The 23,213-nt window shown below is 54.7% G+C and carries 22 protein-coding genes; 13 read left to right on the top strand and 9 right to left on the bottom strand.

The window, feature by feature from the left end; genetic code table 11:
• The first annotated feature begins 28 nt into the window (after positions 1–28).
• Both ACYVC2_RS22905 and ACYVC2_RS22900 read left to right on the top strand, forming a co-directional pair.
• Complete coding sequence (locus ACYVC2_RS22905; protein ID WP_461106109.1) at positions 29–1,081, top strand: Ig-like domain-containing domain; 1,053 nt, start codon at positions 29–31, stop codon at positions 1,079–1,081.
• A gap of 246 nt (positions 1,082–1,327) precedes the next feature.
• Positions 1,328–1,879: an RNA polymerase sigma factor gene (locus ACYVC2_RS22900; protein ID WP_461106107.1), complete on the top strand. Its 552-nt coding sequence runs from the start codon at positions 1,328–1,330 to the stop codon at positions 1,877–1,879.
• Between the two features lie 38 nt (positions 1,880–1,917).
• Here the strand turns inward: ACYVC2_RS22900 and holA are convergent, their stop codons facing one another.
• Entirely contained in the window at positions 1,918–2,952 is a 1,035-nt protein-coding gene (holA, locus tag ACYVC2_RS22895) for a DNA polymerase III subunit delta (protein WP_461106105.1), read from the bottom strand.
• 203 nt (positions 2,953–3,155) lie between these two features.
• On the opposite strand from holA, the gene ACYVC2_RS22890 reads away from it, so the two are divergent.
• Positions 3,156–4,979, top strand: a complete 1,824-nt coding sequence (locus ACYVC2_RS22890) for a CocE/NonD family hydrolase (protein ID WP_461106103.1) — start codon at positions 3,156–3,158, stop codon at positions 4,977–4,979.
• Positions 4,980–5,286: 307 nt separating this feature from the next.
• On the top strand, positions 5,287–5,685 hold the full coding sequence (locus tag ACYVC2_RS22885) for a type II toxin-antitoxin system VapC family toxin (RefSeq protein WP_461106101.1): 399 nt from the start codon (positions 5,287–5,289) through the stop codon (positions 5,683–5,685).
• A 2-nt stretch (positions 5,686–5,687) separates the two neighbouring features.
• Here the strand turns inward: ACYVC2_RS22885 and ACYVC2_RS22880 are convergent, their stop codons facing one another.
• A complete protein-coding gene (locus tag ACYVC2_RS22880; protein ID WP_461106099.1) occupies positions 5,688–8,213 on the bottom strand; it encodes a serine hydrolase in 2,526 nt (841 codons plus the stop codon).
• Positions 8,210–8,677: an Lrp/AsnC family transcriptional regulator gene (locus ACYVC2_RS22875; protein ID WP_461106097.1), complete on the bottom strand. Its 468-nt coding sequence runs from the start codon at positions 8,675–8,677 to the stop codon at positions 8,210–8,212. The genes ACYVC2_RS22880 and ACYVC2_RS22875 overlap by 4 nt, the downstream gene beginning before the upstream one ends.
• A gap of 154 nt (positions 8,678–8,831) precedes the next feature.
• Between ACYVC2_RS22875 and ACYVC2_RS22870 the strand changes: the two genes are divergently transcribed.
• From ACYVC2_RS22870 to ACYVC2_RS22855, 4 genes are all read left to right on the top strand, one after another.
• The gene (locus ACYVC2_RS22870) at positions 8,832–9,896 is read left to right on the top strand and encodes a DUF1611 domain-containing protein (protein WP_461106095.1); all 1,065 of its coding nucleotides are present in this window, start codon (positions 8,832–8,834) and stop codon (positions 9,894–9,896) included.
• A complete protein-coding gene (locus tag ACYVC2_RS22865; RefSeq protein ID WP_461106093.1) occupies positions 9,886–10,956 on the top strand; it encodes a mandelate racemase/muconate lactonizing enzyme family protein in 1,071 nt (356 codons plus the stop codon). Before ACYVC2_RS22870 ends, ACYVC2_RS22865 begins: the two co-directional genes overlap by 11 nt.
• 189 nt (positions 10,957–11,145) lie before the next feature.
• Positions 11,146–12,102: a heme-dependent oxidative N-demethylase family protein gene (locus ACYVC2_RS22860; RefSeq protein WP_461106091.1), complete on the top strand. Its 957-nt coding sequence runs from the start codon at positions 11,146–11,148 to the stop codon at positions 12,100–12,102.
• Positions 12,103–12,234: 132 nt separating this feature from the next.
• On the top strand, positions 12,235–13,614 hold the full coding sequence (locus tag ACYVC2_RS22855; protein WP_461106089.1) for an APC family permease: 1,380 nt from the start codon (positions 12,235–12,237) through the stop codon (positions 13,612–13,614).
• A gap of 103 nt (positions 13,615–13,717) precedes the next feature.
• On the opposite strand, the gene ACYVC2_RS22850 is transcribed toward ACYVC2_RS22855, so the two are convergent.
• The 3 genes from ACYVC2_RS22850 to ACYVC2_RS22840 all read right to left on the bottom strand — a co-directional run bounded on the left by ACYVC2_RS22850 (position 13,718) and on the right by ACYVC2_RS22840 (position 15,419).
• Entirely contained in the window at positions 13,718–14,167 is a 450-nt protein-coding gene (locus ACYVC2_RS22850) for a rhodanese-like domain-containing protein (protein WP_461106087.1), read from the bottom strand.
• A complete protein-coding gene (locus ACYVC2_RS22845) occupies positions 14,164–14,769 on the bottom strand; it encodes an acyl carrier protein phosphodiesterase (RefSeq protein ID WP_461106085.1) in 606 nt (201 codons plus the stop codon). The genes ACYVC2_RS22850 and ACYVC2_RS22845 overlap by 4 nt, the downstream gene beginning before the upstream one ends.
• Before the next feature lie 98 nt (positions 14,770–14,867).
• Positions 14,868–15,419: a deoxycytidylate deaminase gene (locus ACYVC2_RS22840; protein WP_461107222.1), complete on the bottom strand. Its 552-nt coding sequence runs from the start codon at positions 15,417–15,419 to the stop codon at positions 14,868–14,870.
• A gap of 108 nt (positions 15,420–15,527) precedes the next feature.
• On the opposite strand from ACYVC2_RS22840, the gene ACYVC2_RS22835 reads away from it, so the two are divergent.
• A complete protein-coding gene (locus ACYVC2_RS22835) occupies positions 15,528–16,550 on the top strand; it encodes a Gfo/Idh/MocA family protein (protein WP_461106083.1) in 1,023 nt (340 codons plus the stop codon).
• 47 nt (positions 16,551–16,597) lie between these two features.
• Here the strand turns inward: ACYVC2_RS22835 and ACYVC2_RS22830 are convergent, their stop codons facing one another.
• Both ACYVC2_RS22830 and ACYVC2_RS22825 read right to left on the bottom strand, forming a co-directional pair.
• On the bottom strand, positions 16,598–17,923 hold the full coding sequence (locus ACYVC2_RS22830; protein ID WP_461106081.1) for an ABC1 kinase family protein: 1,326 nt from the start codon (positions 17,921–17,923) through the stop codon (positions 16,598–16,600).
• A gap of 78 nt (positions 17,924–18,001) precedes the next feature.
• Positions 18,002–18,667 (bottom strand): TetR/AcrR family transcriptional regulator, encoded by a 666-nt coding sequence (locus ACYVC2_RS22825; RefSeq protein WP_461106079.1) that lies wholly within the window; start codon positions 18,665–18,667, stop codon positions 18,002–18,004.
• Positions 18,668–18,782: 115 nt separating this feature from the next.
• Between ACYVC2_RS22825 and ACYVC2_RS22820 the strand changes: the two genes are divergently transcribed.
• The 4 genes from ACYVC2_RS22820 to ACYVC2_RS22805 all read left to right on the top strand — a co-directional run bounded on the left by ACYVC2_RS22820 (position 18,783) and on the right by ACYVC2_RS22805 (position 22,075).
• Positions 18,783–19,325 (top strand): ABC transporter permease, encoded by a 543-nt coding sequence (locus tag ACYVC2_RS22820; protein ID WP_461106077.1) that lies wholly within the window; start codon positions 18,783–18,785, stop codon positions 19,323–19,325.
• A 73-nt stretch (positions 19,326–19,398) separates the two neighbouring features.
• Complete coding sequence (locus ACYVC2_RS22815; RefSeq protein WP_461106075.1) at positions 19,399–19,992, top strand: hypothetical protein; 594 nt, start codon at positions 19,399–19,401, stop codon at positions 19,990–19,992.
• A 114-nt stretch (positions 19,993–20,106) separates the two neighbouring features.
• Complete coding sequence (locus ACYVC2_RS22810) at positions 20,107–21,027, top strand: alpha/beta hydrolase (RefSeq protein WP_461106073.1); 921 nt, start codon at positions 20,107–20,109, stop codon at positions 21,025–21,027.
• A gap of 34 nt (positions 21,028–21,061) precedes the next feature.
• Complete coding sequence (locus tag ACYVC2_RS22805) at positions 21,062–22,075, top strand: alpha/beta hydrolase fold domain-containing protein (RefSeq protein ID WP_461106071.1); 1,014 nt, start codon at positions 21,062–21,064, stop codon at positions 22,073–22,075.
• Between the two features lie 156 nt (positions 22,076–22,231).
• Here ACYVC2_RS22805 and ACYVC2_RS22800 read toward each other — a convergent pair whose 3' ends face one another.
• A complete protein-coding gene (locus tag ACYVC2_RS22800) occupies positions 22,232–23,182 on the bottom strand; it encodes a hypothetical protein (RefSeq protein WP_461106069.1) in 951 nt (316 codons plus the stop codon).
• Between the last annotated feature and the right edge of the window lie 31 nt (positions 23,183–23,213).

The following is a 23,213-nucleotide window of genomic DNA, read 5'->3' as shown; positions in this document are numbered from 1 at the left end:
ATACGCCTTGTATAACCTGTTTTTTTTTATGGCTGGTCTGCTGGCTGCGTGCCGCTCCACCGAAGAAACCAGCATCTCGATCCGCTGGGATACGAATCGGGCCACCGCGTTAGTAATTCCAACCCATTTTCTTGAACCAATTCCGCCCGACTCGCTGGAGCAGTGGCTAACCGTACGATTGGCAGGAAAAGAAACGGCTATCCTGGGCACGGTCAAACGAACCGACGAGGCTGTTCTCTTCGAGCCGCTGGTGCCGTTTACGCGGGGACTGCGCTACGGCGTATGGCTACGCAACAACCGCTTGCAGGAACTAACCATTCCGCCCCTGGCTACCAATGACCGGCCTACGCTGCTGGCCATCTATCCGTCGCCGGATTCGCTGCCCGACAACCTGCTGAAATTGTACCTGCGTTTTTCGCGCCCAATGCGGGAAGGCCAATCGCTGAATTACATTACTATTCTGAGGAACGGGAAAGACACGCTCCCTGGGGTTTTTCTGGATTTACAACCCGAACTGTGGAATGCCGACCGCACCCTGCTTACCCTCTGGCTCGACCCCGGTCGTATCAAACGCGATCTACAGCCCAACCAACGACTGGGTGCGCCCTTGCAACTCGGCAATCGCTACGAGCTACTTATTTCCGGAGCCTGGCCCGACGCACAGGGAGCTACCCTAGGAACTACCACGCAAAAACGGTTTGTGGCGGTTCAGCGCGATAGCCTTTCTCCTTCTCCAGCCCGCTGGGCGTTTCAACTGCCCCCCTCAGACAGCCGGACCGCCCTGGAGATACGCTTTGGCGAAGCCCTCGATTATAGTTTACTGACCGAAACGCTGCACGTGCTGACAAAGGCCGGTCAACCGGTGGCGGGCCACTGGCAGTCTGGCGACGAAGAAAAGCGGAGTTGGTTTAAACCCGATCAGCCCTGGCAGGCCGGCCTCTACAAACTACGGGTCGAAAGCCGGCTGGAAGATCTGGCCGGTAACAACCTCAACCGCCCCTTCGACCGTGACCTAACCCAAAAAAGTGGGACCGCAACCCCCAAAGTTTTCGTAGAACGGTTCTTTCGGATTCAGAAATAGCTACCTGATTAGTCTAGTAAACCAGCCAGGTTAATCGTTTAAGTAAGTCGACCAGGGCTATTTCCAGCGTTTACTAATCGTCATTTAGGCAAAAACGATTCGATAATGATACCTGAATGCGATAAATATATACCGCTTAGTAGATTTACCATACGCTTACTGCATTTTTAAAAAATTTTAATCAACCATTTAATTGTACACACGTTAAATTTACAAATTGACTTAACCTGATATTTATACTACTCCATGAAGGGTATACAAACCGATGAGGAGGTGATCCAGAAGTACCTGCACGGTCAGCCAAATCAAGCCTTCGAAGAACTCTACAATCGGTACGTCGATAAAGTATACCGGCAATGCCTGTCCATGACGCAGGATTCGGAGAAAGCCCAGGACTTTACCCACGATATTTTCATCAAGGTGTTCGATAAACTCGACGCCTTTCAGCAACGGTCCAGCTTCTCGACCTGGATATATTCGATTGCCTACAATTACTGCGCCGACCAGATGCGGATCTCCAAACGGCTGAACACGACCTCTCTCAGCGATGAGTTGGGTCAGTATCTACCCGAATCCAGAGACGCGGAGGTGCACGAAGAAGCGATGCAGATGGTCCGTCTGGCACTCGACAGCCTCTCGGTGGAGGAGCGCACGCTGCTGAAACTAAAATATGAAGAAGGGGTAAGCATCGAGGAGATTGCCCGGCAGTATAAATTGAGTATCAGCGCCGTCAAGATGCGGCTCAAGCGCAGCCGGGCGCGAATTGAACAGTTCTACGCCCGCCAGCAGGCGAGTTGATCACTTCCGAACGGAACCCGCCCGATGGTCTGGCCGGCCTAATGCAGCACTTCGAATACCAGCTCGCGCAGAATGTCGCCCTCCGACATGGCTGGCGAGTCGATTCCTTTACTTCGCGCATCGGCCCGGCGGATGGCATGCAGAATATCGGCCACTTTGAGTAACGGAAACGTTCGGGCCGCCGACAGGTAATCTTTCACAAAAAACGGATTCACACCCAGCAACGGGGCCAGTGCTTTGTCGGTCTGATCCTTCGACGCCTGCACCATCAGCACTTTGCTGAAATAGTTGAACAACTGCGCCAGAATAACCACCAGTGGATTGTCTTTGGGATTATGCCCGAAATAATCGACAATCTGATTGGCTTTCAATACGTCGCGCTGGGCCAGTGCCTTCTGCAACTCGAACACATTGTACTCCTTACTGATGCCGACGAGCCGCTCGACGGTAGTTGCCGAAATTTCTTCACCTACGTGCAGGTTGATCAGGATTTTGTCGATCTCGCCCGCCAGCCGCTTGAGGTCGTTTCCGATGTGGTCGGCCAGGAGCTGACACGCCTTGGGGCTAACTTTAGTGCCCTGCTCGCGGCAGTACTCCCCCACCCAATCCGGAATTTTGTTGTCGTATAGCTTCTTGACACCCAGCAGCTTTCCTTTGGATCCGAACGCTTTTACCCATGATTTTCGCTCGTCGAGGCCGGGTTTACCTTCTTCTTTGACGTAGCAGAGCATCAGAATCGTGCTCGAAAGCGGATTGAGGGCGTAATCTTCGAGAAGCGTCTGCGCCGATTTGTCGTTGATACCGCTCATTTGCTGGGCTTCTTTCACCAGCACCAGTTGCCGCTCGGCCATGAACGGATACCGACGGGCATAGTTCAGCACGGCTCCGGCATCGGTATCTTTTCCAAACAGCACAAACTGATTGAATCCGCGTTCGGCGACGGGAATGGCTACTTTTTCCAGTTCGTCGGCAATACGGTCGAGGTAATAGGGCTCGTCGCCATGAATCAGGTAAACGGGAGCGATCCGTTTATTTCGGATGTCTTTCAATAGCTCGTTGACGGCGGGAATCAAAGCGTTACTCGGGTTTGTCGTTCTTTGTACTTAACAGCGAACGACAAAAATAAGCTTCCGGGGCCAGGATTTAAGTAGTTTCTGGCAGGATCGACAGGATAACCAGGATTTTTTTCAGGTGTATACTCTTATAGCCCCTGTCAATCCTGTCGAAAAACGGGCTTCTTTTTTATCTTTAGTGCTTCACGCACAGCCACTTCTTCATGAACATCCGTTTACAGAGCTTCATCAGCTTATTGCTTCTTTTCTCGCTTTCTTCTTTTGGGCAAACACCCAGCGCCTACGAACGGCAGGAAGTTCTGATTCCCATGCGGGACGGTGTCCGCCTGAACACGGTAATTTATTCGCGCAAAACCAGCACCGAACCACTCCCCTTTCTGCTGACCCGTACACCCTATGGTGTCAGTGAGACCGACAGCCCCGACCGGATTGCGTACGTCAAAGACCTGGCCGACGACGGCTATATTTTTGTGTATCAGGATATTCGGGGGCGCTACAAATCCGAAGGCACGTTTGAAATGCAGCGTTTCAGCCGGGACAAAAAAGACCCGAAAGCCATCGACGAAAGCACGGACACCTACGACACCATCGAGTGGTTGCTGGCCCACGTTCCGAACAACAATAAAAAAGTGGGGATGTACGGAATTTCGTATGCGGGCTGGACGACAGTGATGGGCGCCATCGACCCGCACCCGGCGCTGGTAGCCGTATCGGAGCAGGCAACACCGTCGGACATGTTCCTGGGCGACGATTTTCACCACAACGGCGCGTTCCGGCTGAGCTACGGGTTCGAGTACGCGTTTATGGAAGAAGCGACTAAGCAGGATTCTCTCTTCCCGTTTCCCAGCTACGACACCTACGACTGGTACCTGAAACTGGGGCCGCTCTCGAACGTCAACAAGCGCTATTTTAAGGAGAAACTGCCTACCTGGAACGACTTCATGAAACACCCAAATTACGATACCTTCTGGCAGAAGCAATCCCTGATCAACCGCATCGACCGGCCGAAGGTTGCCATTATGAACGTGGCGGGCTGGTGGGATCAGGAAGATTTTTACGGTCCCCTGAAGGCATACCAGCTCTGGGAAAAGCAGGATCAGTCGCACAAAAATTTTCTGGTGGCCGGTCCCTGGAACCACGGCGGCTGGGCACGGGGCGACGGCCGCACTCTAGGCAATATCCGCTTCGACACCGCGACGGCGGTCACCTTCCGGAAAGAGATTCAGGCACCGTGGTTCGCCTATCATCTGAAGAGCAAAGGATCAGGGAGTTTTCCGGAAGCCGTCACCTTCCAGACCGGCTCGAACACCTGGCAGCGCTACGAAACCTGGCCACCCAAAGACGCGACGAAGCGAAACCTATACTTACAGGCGAATGGCAAGCTGTCGTTCGACGCGCCGAAAGCCGCTTCGGGGGCTGATAGCTACGTGTCGGACCCGGCCAATCCGATCCCTTACCGGACTCGCCCGATCGAAGCGACCTACGGCCCCGGCTCCCGCTGGCGAACCTGGCTTACCGAAGACCAGCGGTTCGTCCACAACCGTCCGGACGTGCTGTCGTGGGAGACCGACGTGCTCACGGAGGACGTGACCGTGGCGGGCGAAGTCTGGGCCAAACTTTTTGCTGCTACTACCGGCAGCGACGCCGACTGGGTCGTCAAGCTCATCGATGTGTATCCGGCTCAATACGCCAAACAACCCGCCCTGAGCGGTTACCAGCTTATGGTTACGAACGATGTGTTCCGGGGGCGCTTTCGCAACAGTTTCGAAAAACCCCAAGCCATTCAGCCCAACAAGACCGAAATCTATTCGATCGACCTGCACACCATCAATCACGTGTTCCAGAAAGGCCACAAGATTATGGTGCAGATTCAGAGCACCTGGTTTCCCATCATCGACCGCAATCCCCAGACCTTCGTTCCGAATATCTTCGAAGCCAAAGAAAGCGATTACAGGAAAGCTACGCATACCCTTTTCCGGACAGCGGCCTATCCCTCACATCTGGAACTGAGCGTAGTGGGGAAGTGAGTAAGATCGCTAAAAACACGTAATGCGTTTCTGAAAGACATTGGCTAGCTACCGTCAGGTCTTGTTGACCGATGGGAAAAACTTTATATTTGACTATGGAAGTGAAAGTACATATACCATTCCAGGAACTGCTGACAATTGTCAGACAGCTCTCGCCATCTCAAAAAGCCAGGCTTCAGAAAGAGTTAACCAGGCAACCAGACCCCGCTCCCCAACAATCCAGGCTTAGGCAAATCTTGCTTAAGGGACCAGTTTTTACGGACGAACAGGTTGATGTTATTCAGGAAACCCGAAAATCGATCAATCAATGGCGGACACGATCCTGATGGTAGACACCAGCCTTTTGATTGACTATTTCCGAAAATCGGATAAATCTAAAACCAGACTTGTTCGACTTTCAGAGCAATTTGAGCGACTTGCAATTGCCAGTATAACCGAATTTGAAATTTATAGCGGTGCGACACAAGCACAACTGAACTTCTGGAACGAGTTGCTCTCTGAAATCATTGTCTGTTCTTTTGACAGCAAAGCTGCGCGTATTGCCGTCGATGTCAAGCAAACCCTGAAAAAGCAGCGAAAATCAATTGATATCGCCGACCTGTTTATTGCATCTACTGCAATAGCAAATGATTTACCATTAGACACGCTGAATCGTAAGCATTTTGAGCTAATAGAGCAACTCCGTCTATTACCTGAGTTCGGATAGTTTCACCGCCGGACCAATACGCCCGGATGCGCTCCTGTGGCTTTTTGGTTCTGGTACACCAGTTGCCCGGCTACCCAGACGGCTTCGATGCCGGTCGAGAGAGCTTTGTTATCGCCGATGCGCGCGTTGTCCTGTACGGTATCGGGGTTGAGCAGAACCAGATCGGCGTAGTAGCCGGGGGTAATGATACCCCGATTTTTTAATCCCAGATGCTCGGCCGTCAGGCCCGTCATTTTGTAGATGGCGGTTTCCAGAGGCATCAGCTTCTGCTCGCGTACGTACCGGCCCAGCACCCGCGTGAAAGCGCCGTAGCCGCGTGGATGCCCCTCGTTGGCCCCATCGGAGCAGATGTTGGTATGTGGCCAGGCCAGGAAATTCCGGACGTCGGGTTCGTCCATCGATTTGCCCATGATTCCTTCGACCCCCTCTGCATCCGGCTGTTTTTCGGCATAGGCCGACGCTTCGGCTACCAGGCCCATCAGCGTCTGAGCAGGTTTTTCGTGGCGCTGCCGGGCAATGTCGCCAACGGTTTTTCCGGCATAGGCTGGGTTGGCCGCAAACCTTACCAGTACCGACTGGGCCGGGTCGAAAAGCTGGTTTACCGCAAACTCGGCACTGGCCGGATTGGTATAGTCGCGCTTCGGAAACAGCACCCGAAGTGTCGACATCCAGTAGTCGTACGGATAACAGTCGGCGGTGATGTTCACCCCTTCGGCCCGCGCCTGCTCCAGCTGACTCAATACCTGAGTCGATTTACCCCAATTGTCGCGCAGGGCAATTTTCAGGTGCGAAATCTGAACCGGTACTTTTGTTAGGCGGCCAATCTGGATGATCTCGTCGAGGGCATCGTCCATCTGTGCGTCCTCACTGCGGATATGGCTGATGTATCGCCCACCCGAGTCGGCCACGACCTGTGCCAACTGGAGCACTTCGTCGCGATTAGAGAAAAACGCGGATTCGTATTCCAGCCCCGTCGACAGCCCCAGCGATCCGTTTTTCAGCTCCGTTCGCAGCAGGGTTTTCATCCGGTCAATTTCGTCGGGCTTAGCCGTTCGGTACAGTCCATTAGTTCCCATCACGCGCTGTCGCAGCATGGCATGGCCCGTATAACTCGCCATATTGACGGCTACAGGCTGCTGCTTCAGCCGGGCCTGTACTGTATCGAACGGTACCCCGCCCCCATCCTGCCCCACGACAATGGTCGTTATTCCCTGACTCAGTGCCGGAAGGGCATCGGGTTTCAGGCCCCAGTCGTGGTGGCTATGGCTGTCGATAAAGCCCGGCGCCAGTACCAGTCCGCGGCCATCGGTTACGGCTTCGTTCGGAAAGGGCGTTAGTTCGCCAAATTCCCAGATCCGGTCGTTACGAAGCCGGACGGCGGCTTTTCGGGGCGCGACGCCCGTACCGTCGATCAGGCGGATATTCGTAATGAGCTGGGTGTTGGGTAACTGAACTGCTTTTCCCAATAAAATCTCTTCAGCAACACGCCCGGCGGCTTGCGTACCGCTCGTCAGTACGATCAGGGTTTGTTTTTTATCGATGTAGCGACTGATCAGAGTCCGAAACCCGACCCAGCTTCCGGTATGTTTGATCACCTTGCCGGCTTCCTCGATCATCCAGCCAAACCCGTAGGGATAGGTTGTTCCGTTGTTGAGCCGGACCGGCATAAATGCTTCCCGCAGGGTACTGGCTCTGACCAGCTTTTCGGTATACAGCGCCTGATCCCAGGTCAGTAAATCTTCGGCAGAAGCGTACACATTTCCGTCACCGATCACCCCATCGATCCGGATCAGGTCATTGGGCAGGTTTTTTCCATTCTCCCGTCTGAAACCGAACACCCGGTTTCGGGGCGTAGTGCTGCTTTTGTGGTAATAAATATACGTGTTCTTCAGCTTGAGCGGCCGCGCGATGTTCTGCTCGAAAAACGTTTCGACGGGCAGGCCCCCGACGGCCGTAACAACCGACCCCAACAGCACGTAACCGGTGTTGCAGTATTCCCAGCGGTCGCCGGGCTGAAAAACGAGCGCCGGTTTATGGTCGTGTAGCAGTTGCAGCATGCTGGCATTGGTGAGCGTATCGAGCGGACCCGTGTATCGCTGCGCCAGGTCGAAATACTCCGGCAAACCCGACGTGTGGTTCAGCAGATTGCGGACGGTGATGCTGGGGTACGGAAACGTGGGTAGGTAGGTCTGTACCGGCTCGTCGTAGCGCAGTTTACCCCGTTCCTGCAACTGCATGATCATCATCGCGATGAACTGCTTCGACACCGATGCCAGGTTGAAAGCCGAGTGGATCGTCAGCGGTTCGCTGGTGGCGGCATTGACTGTTCCCAGCGCTTTAGTGAAGCGTATTTTTCCTCCTTCCGCAACCAGCACCACCCCATTGAACATAGCCTTGTCATGCAACACGGTCAGGGTCGAATCGAGGGTTTTCAGCCGGGAAGCTGGAATGGGCGAAACGCTCTGGCCGACCCCATTAAGAGTTACTAGACTAAAAGCCAGCAGAAGTAACCGACACGAGAGGTTCATAGCGATGTGGGTTTGGTGGGTACTACGGTCGAGTGCTTGACGGTATAAAGCGCAATATTACTGCTGTGAACGCGCACCATCGGCAGTCTGGCAAGCTGCTGCAGAAACTGGGCGTATTCACTGATGTCGTGAACAAGCACTTTTAGCTGATAATCGATGGTACCGGCCAGGTGGTACGCTTCCAGCACATCGGGCATCCGGCGAATGGTCTGCTCAAAATCGGCAATGTTTTCCGGAGTGTAGTCGGGCATGGAGAGGTTACAGAATACGACCAGCGACCGACCCACTTTCCCGGCATTGACCAGCGCTACGTAGTTTTCGATGACGCCGTCGCGCTCCATCCGCTTGATCCGTTCGAAGATGGGCGTCGTCGTCATACCCAGTTGTTCAGCCAGTTCTTTGATGGTCAGTTTGGCATTTTGCTGCAACAGAGCCAGCAGGCGCAGATCGATATCGTCGGGCATAAGCAAAAGAATAGGATTCTATTTCAGTACGAATTCCTGAACTCAAAAAGAACAATAGTCTAAATTTAGATATTTACAGTTATTTTATTCAGATTTTTTACTAATTATAAGAATCAATAGCCTATTTTTCCTGAAAAATTAGAATATTTAACAGATGAATAACCGAGCTATTCTGCTCACGGATGGTGTACTGAGCACACCAAATGCCAAAACCGCCCACGGCCTGATTCGCGGTACGGAGCGGTATACCATCGTTGGGGTGGTCGATGCCCCAACCGCCGGTCAGGATGCCGGTACGGTTCTGGATGGACATAGCCGAAACATTCCGGTTTTTGCGTCGGTAGACGAAGCCATTGCCCAGACCGAATCGGTCGCTTACGCGATTGTTGCGATCGCAACGAACGGGGGCGTATTGCCGCCTGACATGTTGACCGACATCAAACGCTGCATCGAACATGGGCTATCCGTCGTCAACGGGCTTCACGAATTTCTGGCCGATAATCCCGAACTTGTAGCTCTGGCTTCTCAGTTTGGCGTTCAGTTGATCGACGTTCGTCAGCCAAAACCCCGTCGCGAACTACACTTCTGGACCGGCGAGGTCCGGCAGATAACCGCGCCAATCATTGCGGTCATGGGCACCGACTGCGCGCTGGGCAAGCGCACCACCGCCCGCCTGATTCGTGAAGCGTGCGGTCGTCACGGCCTCAATGCCCAAATGATCTACACCGGCCAGACGGGCTGGCTTCAGGGCGGTCAGTATGGCTTTGTGTTCGATTCGACCCTGAATGATTTCGTTTCGGGTGAGCTGGAACATGCGCTCGTATCGTGCTGGCGAGAAACTGGGGCCGACGTTCTGCTGATCGAGGGGCAGGCCGCTCTGCGCAATCCGAGTGGCCCCTGTGGCTCCGAATTTCTGGTTTCGGGAAATGCGCGCCAGGTGGTGCTCGTTCATGCACCCAAACGCACGTTCTACGATTTCGACGAAGCCTGGGGGCGCATTCCGCCGGTCGAGTCGGAGATAGCCCTGATCCGGGCGTACGGGTCGGAAGTGATTGCGCTGGCGCTCAACACGGAAGATTGCACGGACGACGAAGCCTTTGCCTATCAGCAGGCCTACACCGACCAGTTGGGTATTCCCGTACTGCTGCCATTGCAGGAAGGCGTCGACTGGATTGTTCCCGTTATTCAATCGTTAATTTCTTCGGCTCATGCGCATTAAATCCGTCCGGGCTTTCCGCCAGAATCTGGCGCTCACCAAACCCTATACCATTGCTTACCAGACCATTTCCGACGTCGAAAACGTGTTTCTGGAAATCGAACTCGACAACGGTCTGGTTGGCCTCGGAGCTGCCAACCCGTCGCCCGAAGTGGTCGGCGAATCGCCCGAACAGGCCTTTCAGAACCTGACGGGCGAATGGGTCGCCAGCCTGGTCGGGAAAGACATCCGGCTTTTTACCAGCCTGATCCGCGACGCGCAACGTCAGTTCCCGAAATCGTCCGGTACGCTGGCCGGCCTGGATATTGCGCTGCACGACGCCTTCGGGCAGTACCTGGGAATTCCGGTCGTGCAGTTCTACGGCCAGCAGCACCAATGGCTCCCGACATCGGTCACGATCGGGATCATGAACGTTGCCGATACACTGGCCGAAGCCGACGCCTATTATAATCAGGGCTTTCGGGTGCTGAAAGTAAAAACGGGCCTGAACGTCGACGAAGACATTGAGCGGGTGCTGAAACTCCGGGAAATCTTCCGCAATGACCTGGTTATCCGGGTCGATGCCAACCAGGGGTACACGCAGGCCGATCTGTACCGATTTCACTCGGCCACGCTTACGGCCGATGTCGAATTGATCGAGCAGCCCCTTCCCGTCGGGCACGAACACGAACTCCTGGGTTTGCCGGCGGAACTCCGCCGGTTGCTGGCGGCCGACGAATCGCTGAAAGACCTGAGTGCCGCCCTGCAATTAGCGCAGCAACCGCAACCTTTCGGCATTTTCAATATCAAACTGATGAAATGCGGGGGCATTCGGCCAGCGCTCGACATTGCTACCCTGGCCGGACCTGCCGACATTTCGCTATTTTGGGGGTGTAACGACGAAAGCCGGGTAAGCATCACGGCCGCCCTGCATGCCGCCTTTGCCTGCCCGCACACGCGCTACCTCGACCTCGACGGCAGCTTCGATCTGGCCGAAGACATTGTTTCGGGTGGGTTCGTCGTTGAGAACGGCGGTTTGCGTCTAACCGGTGGGCCGGGGCTTGGACTAGTTCGTTTCTCCTGAGTCAGGGGTGTTTTTTATTTTCATGCTTTTTTTCTGTCATTCCGACGAAGGAGGAATCTGAGGGCATCCTTACTTTCAGGCAAAGGAAGTTTAAGATTCCTCCTGCGTCGGAATGACAGAAAAACGGAATGACAGAAAAAAGTCATTTCAGCATGGTCAACTAACGTCATTTATGTCAATGAATCACTAATGCTTCCCTACTTCCCCTTCGGCCAGCAGTTCAATGAGAAGATGGGTACCGCCCCCCTATCGAAAAGCGACCGGCTTTTTGAAGTAGATGCCCATTACCCGGCCGAAATCGTCCTGAAACGGCAACTCCTGACCGAATGGCCGAATTATTATTACCGCGCATTGCCAGGCTACGAATCTGCCCAATGGGACGTGCTGGAGCTGGTGCTACAGCAATTGGCACAGTTTGCTCCCGGTCAGTTCAAACTCCGGCAGGCTGGCGACCGCTGGACCTGGACAAACCAACTTCTCCACGAAGAAACCACGTTTACGTTCGGCGACGCCACAACCCTTGCGTATGCGCCCCTCGACTGGGCAGGACGGCAGGTCCAGGAAGATTTGCTTTTGCTCGACGATACAGACGTTCGACTGGTGGCGGGGCAGCTTTGCTTCGGCAACGACTGGTGTCTGGATGAAAAGCTGGGGCTGCCTTTCTGGCAAATCCATGCACCCATTGCGCCGATTGTAGAGCCGATGCTACGCGCTGCTCAGCAATTGATGGCCCGCCTGCCCGCGGGCCGTTCGGTCTGGCGGGCCAACTGGAGCATAAAAATCAACGATCAACTGGATATGACCAGCCGTCATACCCCAGCTCTTAAGCAAATGCTTGCAGATCGGTTGCCAACGCTTACACCCGAAACCATTGGCGATCAGCTTTACGTCCGTGTCGAACGGCAAACACTCACCCGGCTACCCCGTTCGGGCGCTGTTCTGTTCGGCATTCATACGTACCAGAATTTACTCGCCCACGAAGCGGACGATCCGGAGCGGGCGACCCGCATGGCGCAGGTGTTCAGTACAACGCCAGCGGCCATGCTTGCCTACAAGAGCATGACGCCTTTCCTATCGCCTTTGCTGACTTATCTAAGCCGTCGGTCAGCGGGACGTGTGGCCGACAATGGCCTTTCTGCTGGTTAGGAAGAGGATTTCCGGAGAGTAGCCCGCCTTGGGAAGGCTGATCGGAAGTCGCCGATATCGGCAAATTATTTCGTACTATTGCCTCTTTGCAAAACAAATTATCAGCCTAGAATACAATTTCTGAATTTCTATATGGCCAAACTTGCGCGCACCATTGAATTACGACCCGCTATTTTGCTGGTGGTCAGTGGTATTGTCGGATCGGGAGTTTTTAAGAAAGTAGCGCCTATGGCCGCCGAGTTGGGTTCGCCCCTGTTGGTGCTGGGATGCTGGATTGCCGCCGGTCTTATCAGTCTGACAGGAGCGCTTACTTACGCCGAAATGGCCGGTATGTTTCCGCAGTCGGGTGGCGAGTATGTGTATTTTAAGAAAGTGTACGGGCGGTTGTTTGCGTTTCTGTACGGGTGGGGTGCCTTTACGGTTATGCGGACCGCTACGATTGCCGCCCTGGCGCATATTTTCGGCCAGTCTTTGCTGGCCTTAACTGGTTTCACTGGCGACTCCGTCGAACTGGCCGTGAAGTGCGTGGCTACGTTGCTCATAACGTTGTTGAGCCTGCTCAATTACCGGGGCATTACCTTTGCGGAAGGACTCAGCCGTGGACTTATCTACCTGACCTTCACGGCCGTAGCCGTCATCGCTTTTGTTGGCTTTACGGCCGAGTCGGGTAGTATCAGTCATTTAACGCAGTCGGTTCAGCCTCACGCAGGCACCGTGGGCCATGGTAGTTTACTGGGGTCGCTCGTGGCGGCCTCGCTGGGCGCTTTCTGGGGATATGATGGCTGGAATCAGATTGGGTATATCGGCGAAGAGATCAGGAACCCACAGCGGAATTTACCCATAGCCCTCGGCGTCGGCACGAGCATTGTCATTGGTATCTACGTGCTTCTGAATGCGGTATACGTTTATGTGTTACCCATCGACACGCTGGCCAGCCTGGCCGCGACGCCCGGCAAAATTGCGGCCGTCGAAGTGGTTCGGCAGGCCGCTGGCTGGGCGGGGGCCACGTTCATTTCGATCCTGATTCTGGTGACCACCTCCAATTCGACCAATGCTTCGATTCTGATGCCGGCCCGGGTTTTCTACGCCATGGGACGAGATGGCCTGTTTTTCAAGGCAGCGGCCACCATTCACCCGCGCTTCCGAACCCCCTCGGTCGCGATCTTATTCCAGAGTGTCTGGGCGATCATTCTAGTCTGGTCAGGCAGTTTCGACCAGCTAACGGACATGCTCGTCTTTGCGTCGTTTATTTTCTACGGCGCCACAGCGCTGGGGGTATTGCTGCTGCGGCACCGGCAACCCGAGTTGCACCGGCCCTACCGGGTGATTGGCTACCCGTTCGTTCCGGCGTTTTTCTGTATTTGCTGCATGCTACTGGTCATCATGACCCTCATCAACCAACCCCGCGAAGCCCTGACCGGCTTAGGCCTGATAACGACCGGACTTCCTTTCTACTGGTTCTGGCGAAAACGCTCCGTAGAATTCGACGTCACGGCGGAAAGCAGCCATTGAAGTCATTAATAGTCATTGGTTGTCACTCATTGCTGAACGTTAGCGGTGAATAACCATTAATGACTACAAAATGACAACCTACTACTGACCATACACGTCCTGGTTACTCTACCACCGGGTAGCCTTTATCGATCCAGTCGGTTTTCAGATTTTTGGCCAGGTTCAGCAGTTTGTGGTTGGTAAAGCCCAGTTCATTCAGCTTCGTGAAGGCCGGCCGAACATTGGGGCAGTTTTTAAAGGGGCAGCAACCGCAATAAATCACAATCGCTCGGTCTTTCGGTTCTTTGCTAACCAGCTTTTCCAGTTTTGCCAGATTCTCGGCTTCATTGGCGGGGCCGACGCCCACCGAGGTTTTGATGGAAGCCGCCGGACCAATGCTGATGATCAGCGGTTTTTTTGCCTCGGCGTCGGCCATCGTAGCCGCCAAATCGGCGGGTTCCAGCAGTTGCTCGGGCCGCCAGGGTTCTGCTTTCTTCCAGCCGATCTGAAAGATCATGGCACATACGAGTAGGGCGAGAACAGCCAGCGAGGAGATTTTTGTTTTCAGGTTCATAAGCTTATGAGCAGGGCCGAGCGGGTTTGTTGAATATGTTCGACTAAGGTAGGCCAAAAATACAGGAAATGACTGGCAATCTGATCGTCGTACCGCTCGAGATCTTCGATGGCCGTATCCAGCCCCGACGGATAGGCCGTCCGGCGGGCCACCCCTTTTAGCGACCGGTCGATGCCTTCCAGCGACTGATAGTTTATAAGCCAGTCGTGCCGGATCATGTAATCGGCCATACGCATTGCGGGTGGGGGCAGTCGGGCAACGTTTTTCTGCAAGGTTCGATAGAAATACGACACAAAATCGGTTAGCGGCTCTCCTGTCAGTTGCTGAAAATAGTTGGCCAGAAAATGATCGAAGAAAATATCGACGGCCGCCCCCGCGTACTTGTGGCAGCGCGGATGGAGCAGGTCACGCACGGCGGCTACCGTCGGGTGGGCATCGGTGAACGTGTCGATGGCGCGGTGCAGGCGTACGCCCGCAATTTCGCCCGACGTCAGTCCGTGGCGCGGACTCGCCGGATCACCCTTGATGAAATCGCCGATAAAATTACCGATGAGTACGTCGGTGTTTCGGTCAGACAGATACCCATGCGCCAGAATATTCATACGCTACGTTACGGATGGAGTCAGGCCTGATATCCCGCCGATTTGCTCCTCCGGGTATGCCAGCCTGACCTACTAACGTCGATTCTGCTCCTTGCGTTTCACAGCGGCTTCTTCGATATGGGCGGCTCTGAAATTAACCGGATTCCTTCGCCCGGTTCGTACCGTTCGACCGCAACGCCGAACCGACGCAGAAATTCGACGCCTTCGTCCGAGCCAATACCTTTGTATTCGGCGTAGGAGTGCAGGTAAATCACACGGGCGATTTTCATGCTGTAGATGATCCGGGCGCAGGCAATACAGGGCGACAGGGTTACGTAGATCGTGGCCCCTTCGATCTCCGAGCCATTTTTAGCGGCATACAGAATCGCATTTTCTTCGGCATGCAGCGCCAGCGAACACGAGCCTTTGGAATCGCGGGGGCAACCCACGCCCTTAAATTCTTCATCGCAGTTGTGGGTGCCGGCGGGCGGACCATTGTAGCCGATGGAGATAATCCTTGTGTCGCGGGTCAGTACCGCGCCGACCTGCGCCTTGATGCAGTGCGACCGTCGGGCCAGATTGACGGCCAGCTCCATGAAAATATCGTCGAAACGGGGCTTGACCGCTTTCGGCTTATCGGTCGTAACAGACGGTTCGGTAGTTTCCAGCATGCGGTAAAGATACATAGGTATCGCGGGTTTTACCCCTCAATGCTCATAAAGCGGGGTAAAACCCGCGATACCTGATTAATTTACGGCTTCATTCATTCCAGCACGTTTATGCCCATTTTTCGCGCGGCCATCATCGGTGGCGGCAACATTGCCGACGCAAACCACATTCCCGTTCTCAAACAACTGCCCGATCAGGTCGAGCTGGTAGCGGTCTGTAGCCGCGACCTGGCCAAAGCCCGTTCACTGGCCGATAAGCACGGTATTGCCAACGCCTACAACGATACCCGGGAGATGTACCGGGAGTGCCCGCTTGATCTGGTCGTCGTCTGTACCCCGAACAACCTGCATTACCCACAGACGATGGAAGCGTTGGCGAACAACTGCCACGTTTTTTGCGAGAAGCCGCCCGCCATCGACGCCCGGCAGGCCCGCGAAATGGCCGATCTGGCCACTCAGAAAGGATTGATGCTGGCTTATAACTTTCAGCTTCGGCAGGCCCCCGAATGGGCGTTGCTGACGCGCTGCAAAGCCGATGGGTTACTCGGCGACATTTACCACATCAAAGCTAATTTTCTGCGTCGGCGCGGCATTCCGGGCTGGGGTTATTTCACGAACAAAGCCATGCAGGGGGGCGGTCCACTCATCGACCTGGGCGTTCACGTGCTCGATCTGGCCCTACATGCGCTGGATTACGCCGTGCCCGATCAGGTGCTGGGCAATACCTACGATTTTATCGGCAAAGCGGGCGGGAAAGGCCTACTGGGCGACTGGAACCCGCAGCAATTCGAGGTCGAGGATGCCGCCATGGCGTACCTGTCTTTCCCAAATAAAGCCTCCATCATGCTGTCGAGCTCGTTTGCGCTGAACATGCAGGCCGAGAAAGAGCGTAACCTCCAGATTTTCGGCAGCAAAGGGGGGGCAACGCTGTTTCCGTTCACACTGCATACCGAACTGGCAGGTGAGCTGGCCGACGTTCAGTTTCCGTTTCTGGAAGACACCGACATTCAGTTAAAAAACACGATGGCTTTCCTTGATGCGTGCCAGGGAAAGCCATCGAACGTGTGTACCGCCGAACAGGGCGCGATTTTGCAGGAGATCGTCGAGCGGATTTATCAGTCGGCGCAACGGTAATTTTTTGTCATTCCTGCTGACGTCAGCAGGAATGACAAAAACCATACTTATACCAGCACTTTCTTCGACCGCAACCATTCGGGTTTGGTCGTCGTTACGCGGGCTTTCAGCTCATTCAGCATGGCGTATAACCCATAGTAGGTTCGGTTGACGTACAGCCCATCCTGCGACCCACGGGCTATCTTCGACTCTTTCAGCTGCTGCACATTGGCCAACCCTTCGGCAAAAGCGTAGACTTTATTGAAATAGGCGTCGTTGCCGAAATCGAAAGTATCGACGGCAAAGGGCTCGGCCAGCATCAGCGTCATTTCCTTGAACAGATCGGAGAAAAACTGGCGATCTTTTAGCGAATCCTCGGGCGTCAGAAACTCCAGGTTATTGAAAATTTTCTCGGTCAGGATCGGGTCTTCGAGCGTGTCGGGATTGACCAGCTGAAAATAGTTGTCGTAGTAAAAATCCGGGATGACTTTCACGCAACCGAAGTCGATGACGCCCATGGTGCCATCGGCCCGCATCAGGAAATTCCCCGGATGCGGATCGGCGTGAACCTGCCGAAGCGAGTGAATCTGGAAATCGTAAAAATCCCAGAGGGCCTGCCCGATGCGGTCGCGTACGGCCTGCGACGGATTCGTTTTCAGAAACTCCTTCAGGTGCTGGCCTTCGAGCCAGTCCATCGTCAGAATGCGCTTCGACGAATAGTCGGGGTAATAGGTCGGAAAAACCAGATCCGGAAGGTGCGCACAGGCCCGCGAGATTTCGATGGACCGCTTCAGTTCCAGGTCGTAATCTGTTTCTTCGAGTAGTTTCGATTCTACCTCGCCCATGTAGCGGTCGATGTCGCGCTCATTGAGGTTAAGCAGCCGGACCGCGAGCGGCTTGGCGATCTTCAGATCCGAACTGACGGCATCGGCCACGCCCGGATACTGCACCTTCACCGCCAGCTTTTTGCCATCTTTCCAGGCCTGGTGTACCTGCCCGATGCTGGCCGCATTCACCGCTTCGATGTCGAACTTGTCGAACAACTGCGCCGGCGATTTGCCAAAGTAGGTCTTAAACGTCTTGACGACCAGCGGCCCCGACAACGGCGGAGCCGAGTACTGCGCCATCGTGAACTTATCGGAATAAGCGACGGGCAACAGTCCCCGGTCCATGCTCAGCATCTGCGCCATCTTCAGCGCCGACCCTTTCAGTTCACTCAGCGCATCGTAAATATCGGCCGCATTGTCCTTGTGCAGTTCATCGCGCGACAAACTGGGGTCGATCAGCTTCTTACTGTAATGCTTGATATAATTTCCACCGACTTTTACCCCCGCTTTCACAAATTGACTGGCGCGGGCCACTTTCGTCGTCGGAACAGACGTTTGAGTCTTCATGGTATTGGTGGGCGCAGAGCATAGGGCGCAGGGCATGGGTTATTTATAACCCCTCTGCCCCACCCCCTCTGCCCTTTGCTATTTATTTTGATACATAAACTTGGCGAAGTCGAACAGGGTATCCAGCGGTGAACGGCCAATGAGGTCGAAAGCGGTATTGACCGATTTTTCGATGGCCGTATCGGTTTTCTCGAAGTTTTTGCTCACGTCACGCACCCAGAAATCGAGCACATAAAGTGTCTGGCCCCAGAGCGCGTCGGGGTAGCGATCGGTCACGAACGGGCGCGGCTCCACTTCTTTACTTTCCCGTCCTTCAGCCAGCAGATCGCGGGCGTAGTCGTAGAAAGCTTCTTTAAATGGCCTGAACACCGCCGATGGCTGTGCCATCCGTCCCAGGCTTCTGGCTCCATGCCCTTTGCCGGCTTCGCGCACGCGCCCATAGCTGTACACTACGAAGCTGCGCTGCGACTTTAGCAGTTCGATCCAGGTGTAATAAAAGGCCAGTAATTTCTCCCGAACGGAATATTGCTGAGCGGTTTCGTCGGCCTCGACGGTGGCTTTGGCTTCGTTGAAAAAGGTGAGCCAGATGTCGGCTTCTATCGCATCGAAGGAGGTATAATGCGTGTAAAAGTCGGCTTCGGCAATTTTTAGTTTCTTTGCAAACTGGAAAACGGACGTGGGCTGTTTGCCGTTTTCGAGCACATACTCGGTGTACGTCTTGCGGATTTTTTCGAGCATTTCCATATACAAGGGGAACGGTCTGTGCGCCGGAAAAGTTTACCCCCGCCGGGCCAAAAGTTGACCGTACTTATGTGAATTTCCTTTTAAATTTCGGGTTCGTTTTATTCCCCTCTTTTCCATGAATTATTTGCGACTTGGCCTGGCAACCCTCCTGAGCATCAGTTTCTGCGTTCTGACCAACGCCCAGCCGGCCTACGACATTACGGATAAGGAACCGGCTCTGTTCAACGGGATCGAATATGGATACTCGATCCGGAACGAAAGTAAAAAAGATATTGGCAGCAAAGGCACATTCAGACGCTACGAAGTGACCGTTTACGTCACCAACAAAAGCGGCTGCACGAAGCTGTTCTTCCCACGACAAACGACCCTCGGCCTGCAAAATCAGGATCTGCTGGCCAATTTCGACTGCGTCAATGCGACGGGTGCCCGCCTGACGTCTAAAACGTCGGCGGTTCGTGCCCGTCCGTTTCTGGTGCCCTATTCGACCACATCCAAAAATGCCGAAGGCAAGGAAGTGATCAGTACCATTCAGGTGCAGGCCGGCCACATGCTCGAAAACGGTGAAACGGTGACCAACCACATCGTTGTGATCGTTCCCGACGGAGAAGAGCCCCGCATGCGGGTTCGCGTGCAGACCACTGAAACCTCTGGTCGATAATCGTATTGATCTTTGATTTTTTTAGCGAACTTCGCTGTAAAATAAGTCGTACTTGTATCGCAGGAAAATGATCATGAAATTCCAGATTCGGTTAACCTTACTGCTCTGTAGTGTTTGTCTAAGCGCTGGCCTGCTGGTGAGCCACCAGAGTTACGGCCAGTATGGGGGTTACGGCGGAGGCTATGGTGGCGGCTACGGCGGGATGGGCGGTCGTCGGATGGGCGGCATGGACCCCACGATGTCCAGCACCCCTCGTTCGTCTATCCCGAACATTGCCGGTGATCTGGCCCAGAAAGAAACCAAGTGGCTCAAAGAAAATCTGTCGCTGGATAAAGATCAGTTGAAAGCAGTCAAAAATCTGAACAACGAATACGCCAGTCAGCAACAGGACGCCATCAAAGACATTATTGGCCCCAGCGGTAAACCTGGCCCCGACACGCGCAAGCAGATCCAGGACATGATGATGATGCTCAATGAAGAGAAAGAAGACCGGCTCAAAACCATTCTGACTGCCGACCAGTGGGCGCTCTATCAGTCGAAGAAAGACGATATGCAGAAAGCCGTCGGCGGATTCCGCCCCCCGGCCCCCAAGAAAGACTCGCTCAACAAAGCATCGGCTCCCGCTGTCAGAAAAGATTCGGTCAGTAAAGCGCCGAGCCAGCCCTAAGCCCGTCGGCCGCTTTCGGAAAGCACCTTTCTGGCAACACGAAAAAGCCCTTGCGGAAACCCGAGGGCTTTTTTTATACTACCCCATGTACTGTCGATTTCATCTCGTTTGCTCATGCGTCAGATCTGTTCCCTGAGTGTAGTGCTGTTGCTGGCCGCCTGTTGTGCGTCCGCGCAAACCTTCATGCCCCTGTGGCCTTCCGGAAAAATGCCCAATTCGAAAGGAATGGTTCTGACCGACAGCATAGCCAATGAGCGGATTTATCGGGTGGGTACGCCGGGCATGTACACGTTTTTTCCGTCAGCGCAGGAAAACAAAGGCGCGGCTGTGGTGATCTGTCCCGGTGGTGGCTACGAACGATTGGCGTACGTGATCAGCGGCTGGCAACTGGCCAAGTGGTTCAATACGATGGGGATCAGCGCTTTTGTTCTCAACTACCGCCTGCCCACTTCGCCCGATCTGAAACAGCGCGAACTCGGTCCGCTTCAGGATGCCCAGCGAGCCATCCGGCTGATCCGGTCCAATGCGGCCAAATGGGGAATAAAGCCCGACAAAATAGGGGTTCTGGGCACTTCGGCGGGCGGCCATCTCGCAGCCTGGCTGGCTACCGCGACCACCGACGCGTCGGCCATTACCGATTCGATCAGTCGGCAGGCGTTCCGGCCTGATTTCGCCATTCTCGTCTCACCGGTTATCACACTGGGGCCGTATGCGCACGCGGGTAGCCGTAAAAACTTGCTGGGTCCGAATCCTTCCGCTGACCTACTGAAAACCTACTCGCTGGAAAATGCCGTAACCGCAGCTACGCCCCCCTGCCTGCTGATCCATGCGTTCAACGATACCGCCGTCGATCCGCGCAACAGCCTGCTTTTTTATCAGGCGCTGGTCGACAAAAAGATCCCGTCCAGCCTGCACATTTTCCCGCAGGGCGGTCACGCCATTGCGCTACGCAACAATCCGGGTTCGACGCAGGCCTGGGTTTCTCTGTGCGAAAGCTGGTTGCTTGAAATGAATTTTATTCCCGCCGTAAAGTAGCGATCGGCGATATCTTTATAGCGGAGACTCCTACATGCTGAACGATAGCCTTACATTCTTATTGAAAAGACGACCGTTTGGGTTGGCCCTACTCGCCTGGTTACTAACGACGACAAGCTGGGCGCAACTGGGGCCGACGGGTGGCCGGGATACGTCATTTACGGTACGGAAATCGTATCTGCAGGAGAAAAAAGTCCATCCCGGCATTACCTTGGCCGATTCGGCCCTGCCCGCTGGTGTTCGTGTGAGTAAAAACAGGGCGTATAGCTCTCCGGCTAGCGGCAGAAGGCTCTTACTGGACGTTTACGCGCCACCGCCCTCCTTCGGAAAAAAAGTCCCCGCTGTGCTGATGATTCACGGGGGAGGCTGGCGTTCCGGCGACCGCTCGCATAATAACGCACTGGCCGGTCAGCTGGCCGGGAAGGGATTTGTGGCGGTTCCGGTCGAGTACCGCTTGTCTACCGAAGCCCTGTATCCGGCTGCGGTATATGACATAAAAGCGGCCATCCGCTGGCTCCGGGCTAATGCGGGTACCTACGGCGTCGATCCGAACCGAATCGCGATTTTGGGTTTCTCAGCCGGTGGGCAGCTAGCCGCGCTGGTCGGGAGTACGAACCAGAACCCCCATTTTGAGGGATCGGGCGGTCATGTACAGTCTTCGAGCGATGTACAGGCCATTGTCGATATCGATGGGGTACTGGCGTTTATTCATCCTGAATCGGCGGAAGGGAATGATTCGAAATCGACATCTGCCGGTACGTACTGGTTCGGCTACTCGAAAGCGGAGAAGCCCGAGCTGTGGCAGGAAGCGTCGGCGCTGAATCACATCGATAAGCGCACTCCGCCTATTCTTTTTATCAACAGCTCGGTCGACCGGATGCACGCCGGGCGGGATGACCTGCTCCAGAAGCTGGCCAAATTCGGCACCTATTCCGAAGTACATACGTTTGCCGATGCCCCTCACACGTTTATGTTCTTCAACCCCTGGTTTACCCCAACCCTGACGTACATAACGGATTTTCTGCACAAGGTACTGCCGGGGAAATAAAGGTCGGTTACCTACGGCGTCATTTAAGTCATGCATTGTCATTTGTAGTACAGACCGGTACGGTCGGGCGAAATCTAGCCAGCTGCTTGGCACCCGGCCGGGGCGGCCGGCACTACAAACGACGGCGTAGGCAACTGACGATCAATGGCTTTTGGATCAATTCGGCGCCAGCCGTCCCTGCGCGTCTTCCACCTGCAGACGGTTCAGGTCGAGCCCATCCAGAACCAGCACACCCTGAATGGACGACTGCTGGCTTGGGTTCTGCTTCCACGACCAGACCAGTTTCCCCGCCGGCGTGTATTCCAGCACCTGCGTACCGCTGGCCCCGTGGTCGGTACCGTGGCCCTGCCAGTTGGCTACGACCCAGTTGCCGTTCTTCAGGATTTGAAAGCCCGCATAAAAATGAGGATTTACGACGGGCGGACCGCTGACACTGTCCACAAACGCCCCTTTCTGGTCGAAGCGCTGAAAATTGGCCGAATAGCCGCCACTGACCAGCGTCTGACCATTACCTAGGCGCTGGGCCTGCCAGGCATGCTGCGCTTTGGTTTGTTTGGTCAGTTGAGCCTGCCAGACGATGGCCCCGTCGGGCTTGCCCTCAAAAACCTGGTCGTTGGAGGTGATCAGGAAATGACCATCAACGGTTTCCCGAATCAGCCGGACGTACGAAAAATCGGGGAAGTTGATGGTTCGCTGCACCGTCTGGTTCTGGTCCAGTTCGAGCATCACGATTCCTTTTTTTCCCTGCCAGTTCAGCCCAACGAGCATCGTATGGCCGTTGCGCAGGCGCCGGGCGGCAATGGTACCGTCGAAGGCCGTAACTTCGGTAACCTTAGCGCCCGTTTTAATCTCCCGTTCTTCGTAGCCTTTGCCGGTGCCGAGCATGACCCGCCCCTGTCCAACCAGTTGCAGATCCCGACCCGCCGGCACAGAAACAAAGTAATTGTGTTCGGGCTGCGCCAGATCGATGTAATCCAGTTTGGAAAGGCCTTCATCGCGCAACAGCATCTGGCGCGACGAACTGCCCGCGGAAGGTTGTGCAGCGCCATTCAGACAAAACAGCAGGGAAGCGGCAAAAAACAAGCCGACAATACGGTTATTTCTCATGCGATAAAAACGTCTACGGGTCGAAAAGACG

The organism is Spirosoma koreense, from assembly GCF_054777875.1.
This window is presented reverse-complemented; position numbering and strand designations above follow the sequence as displayed.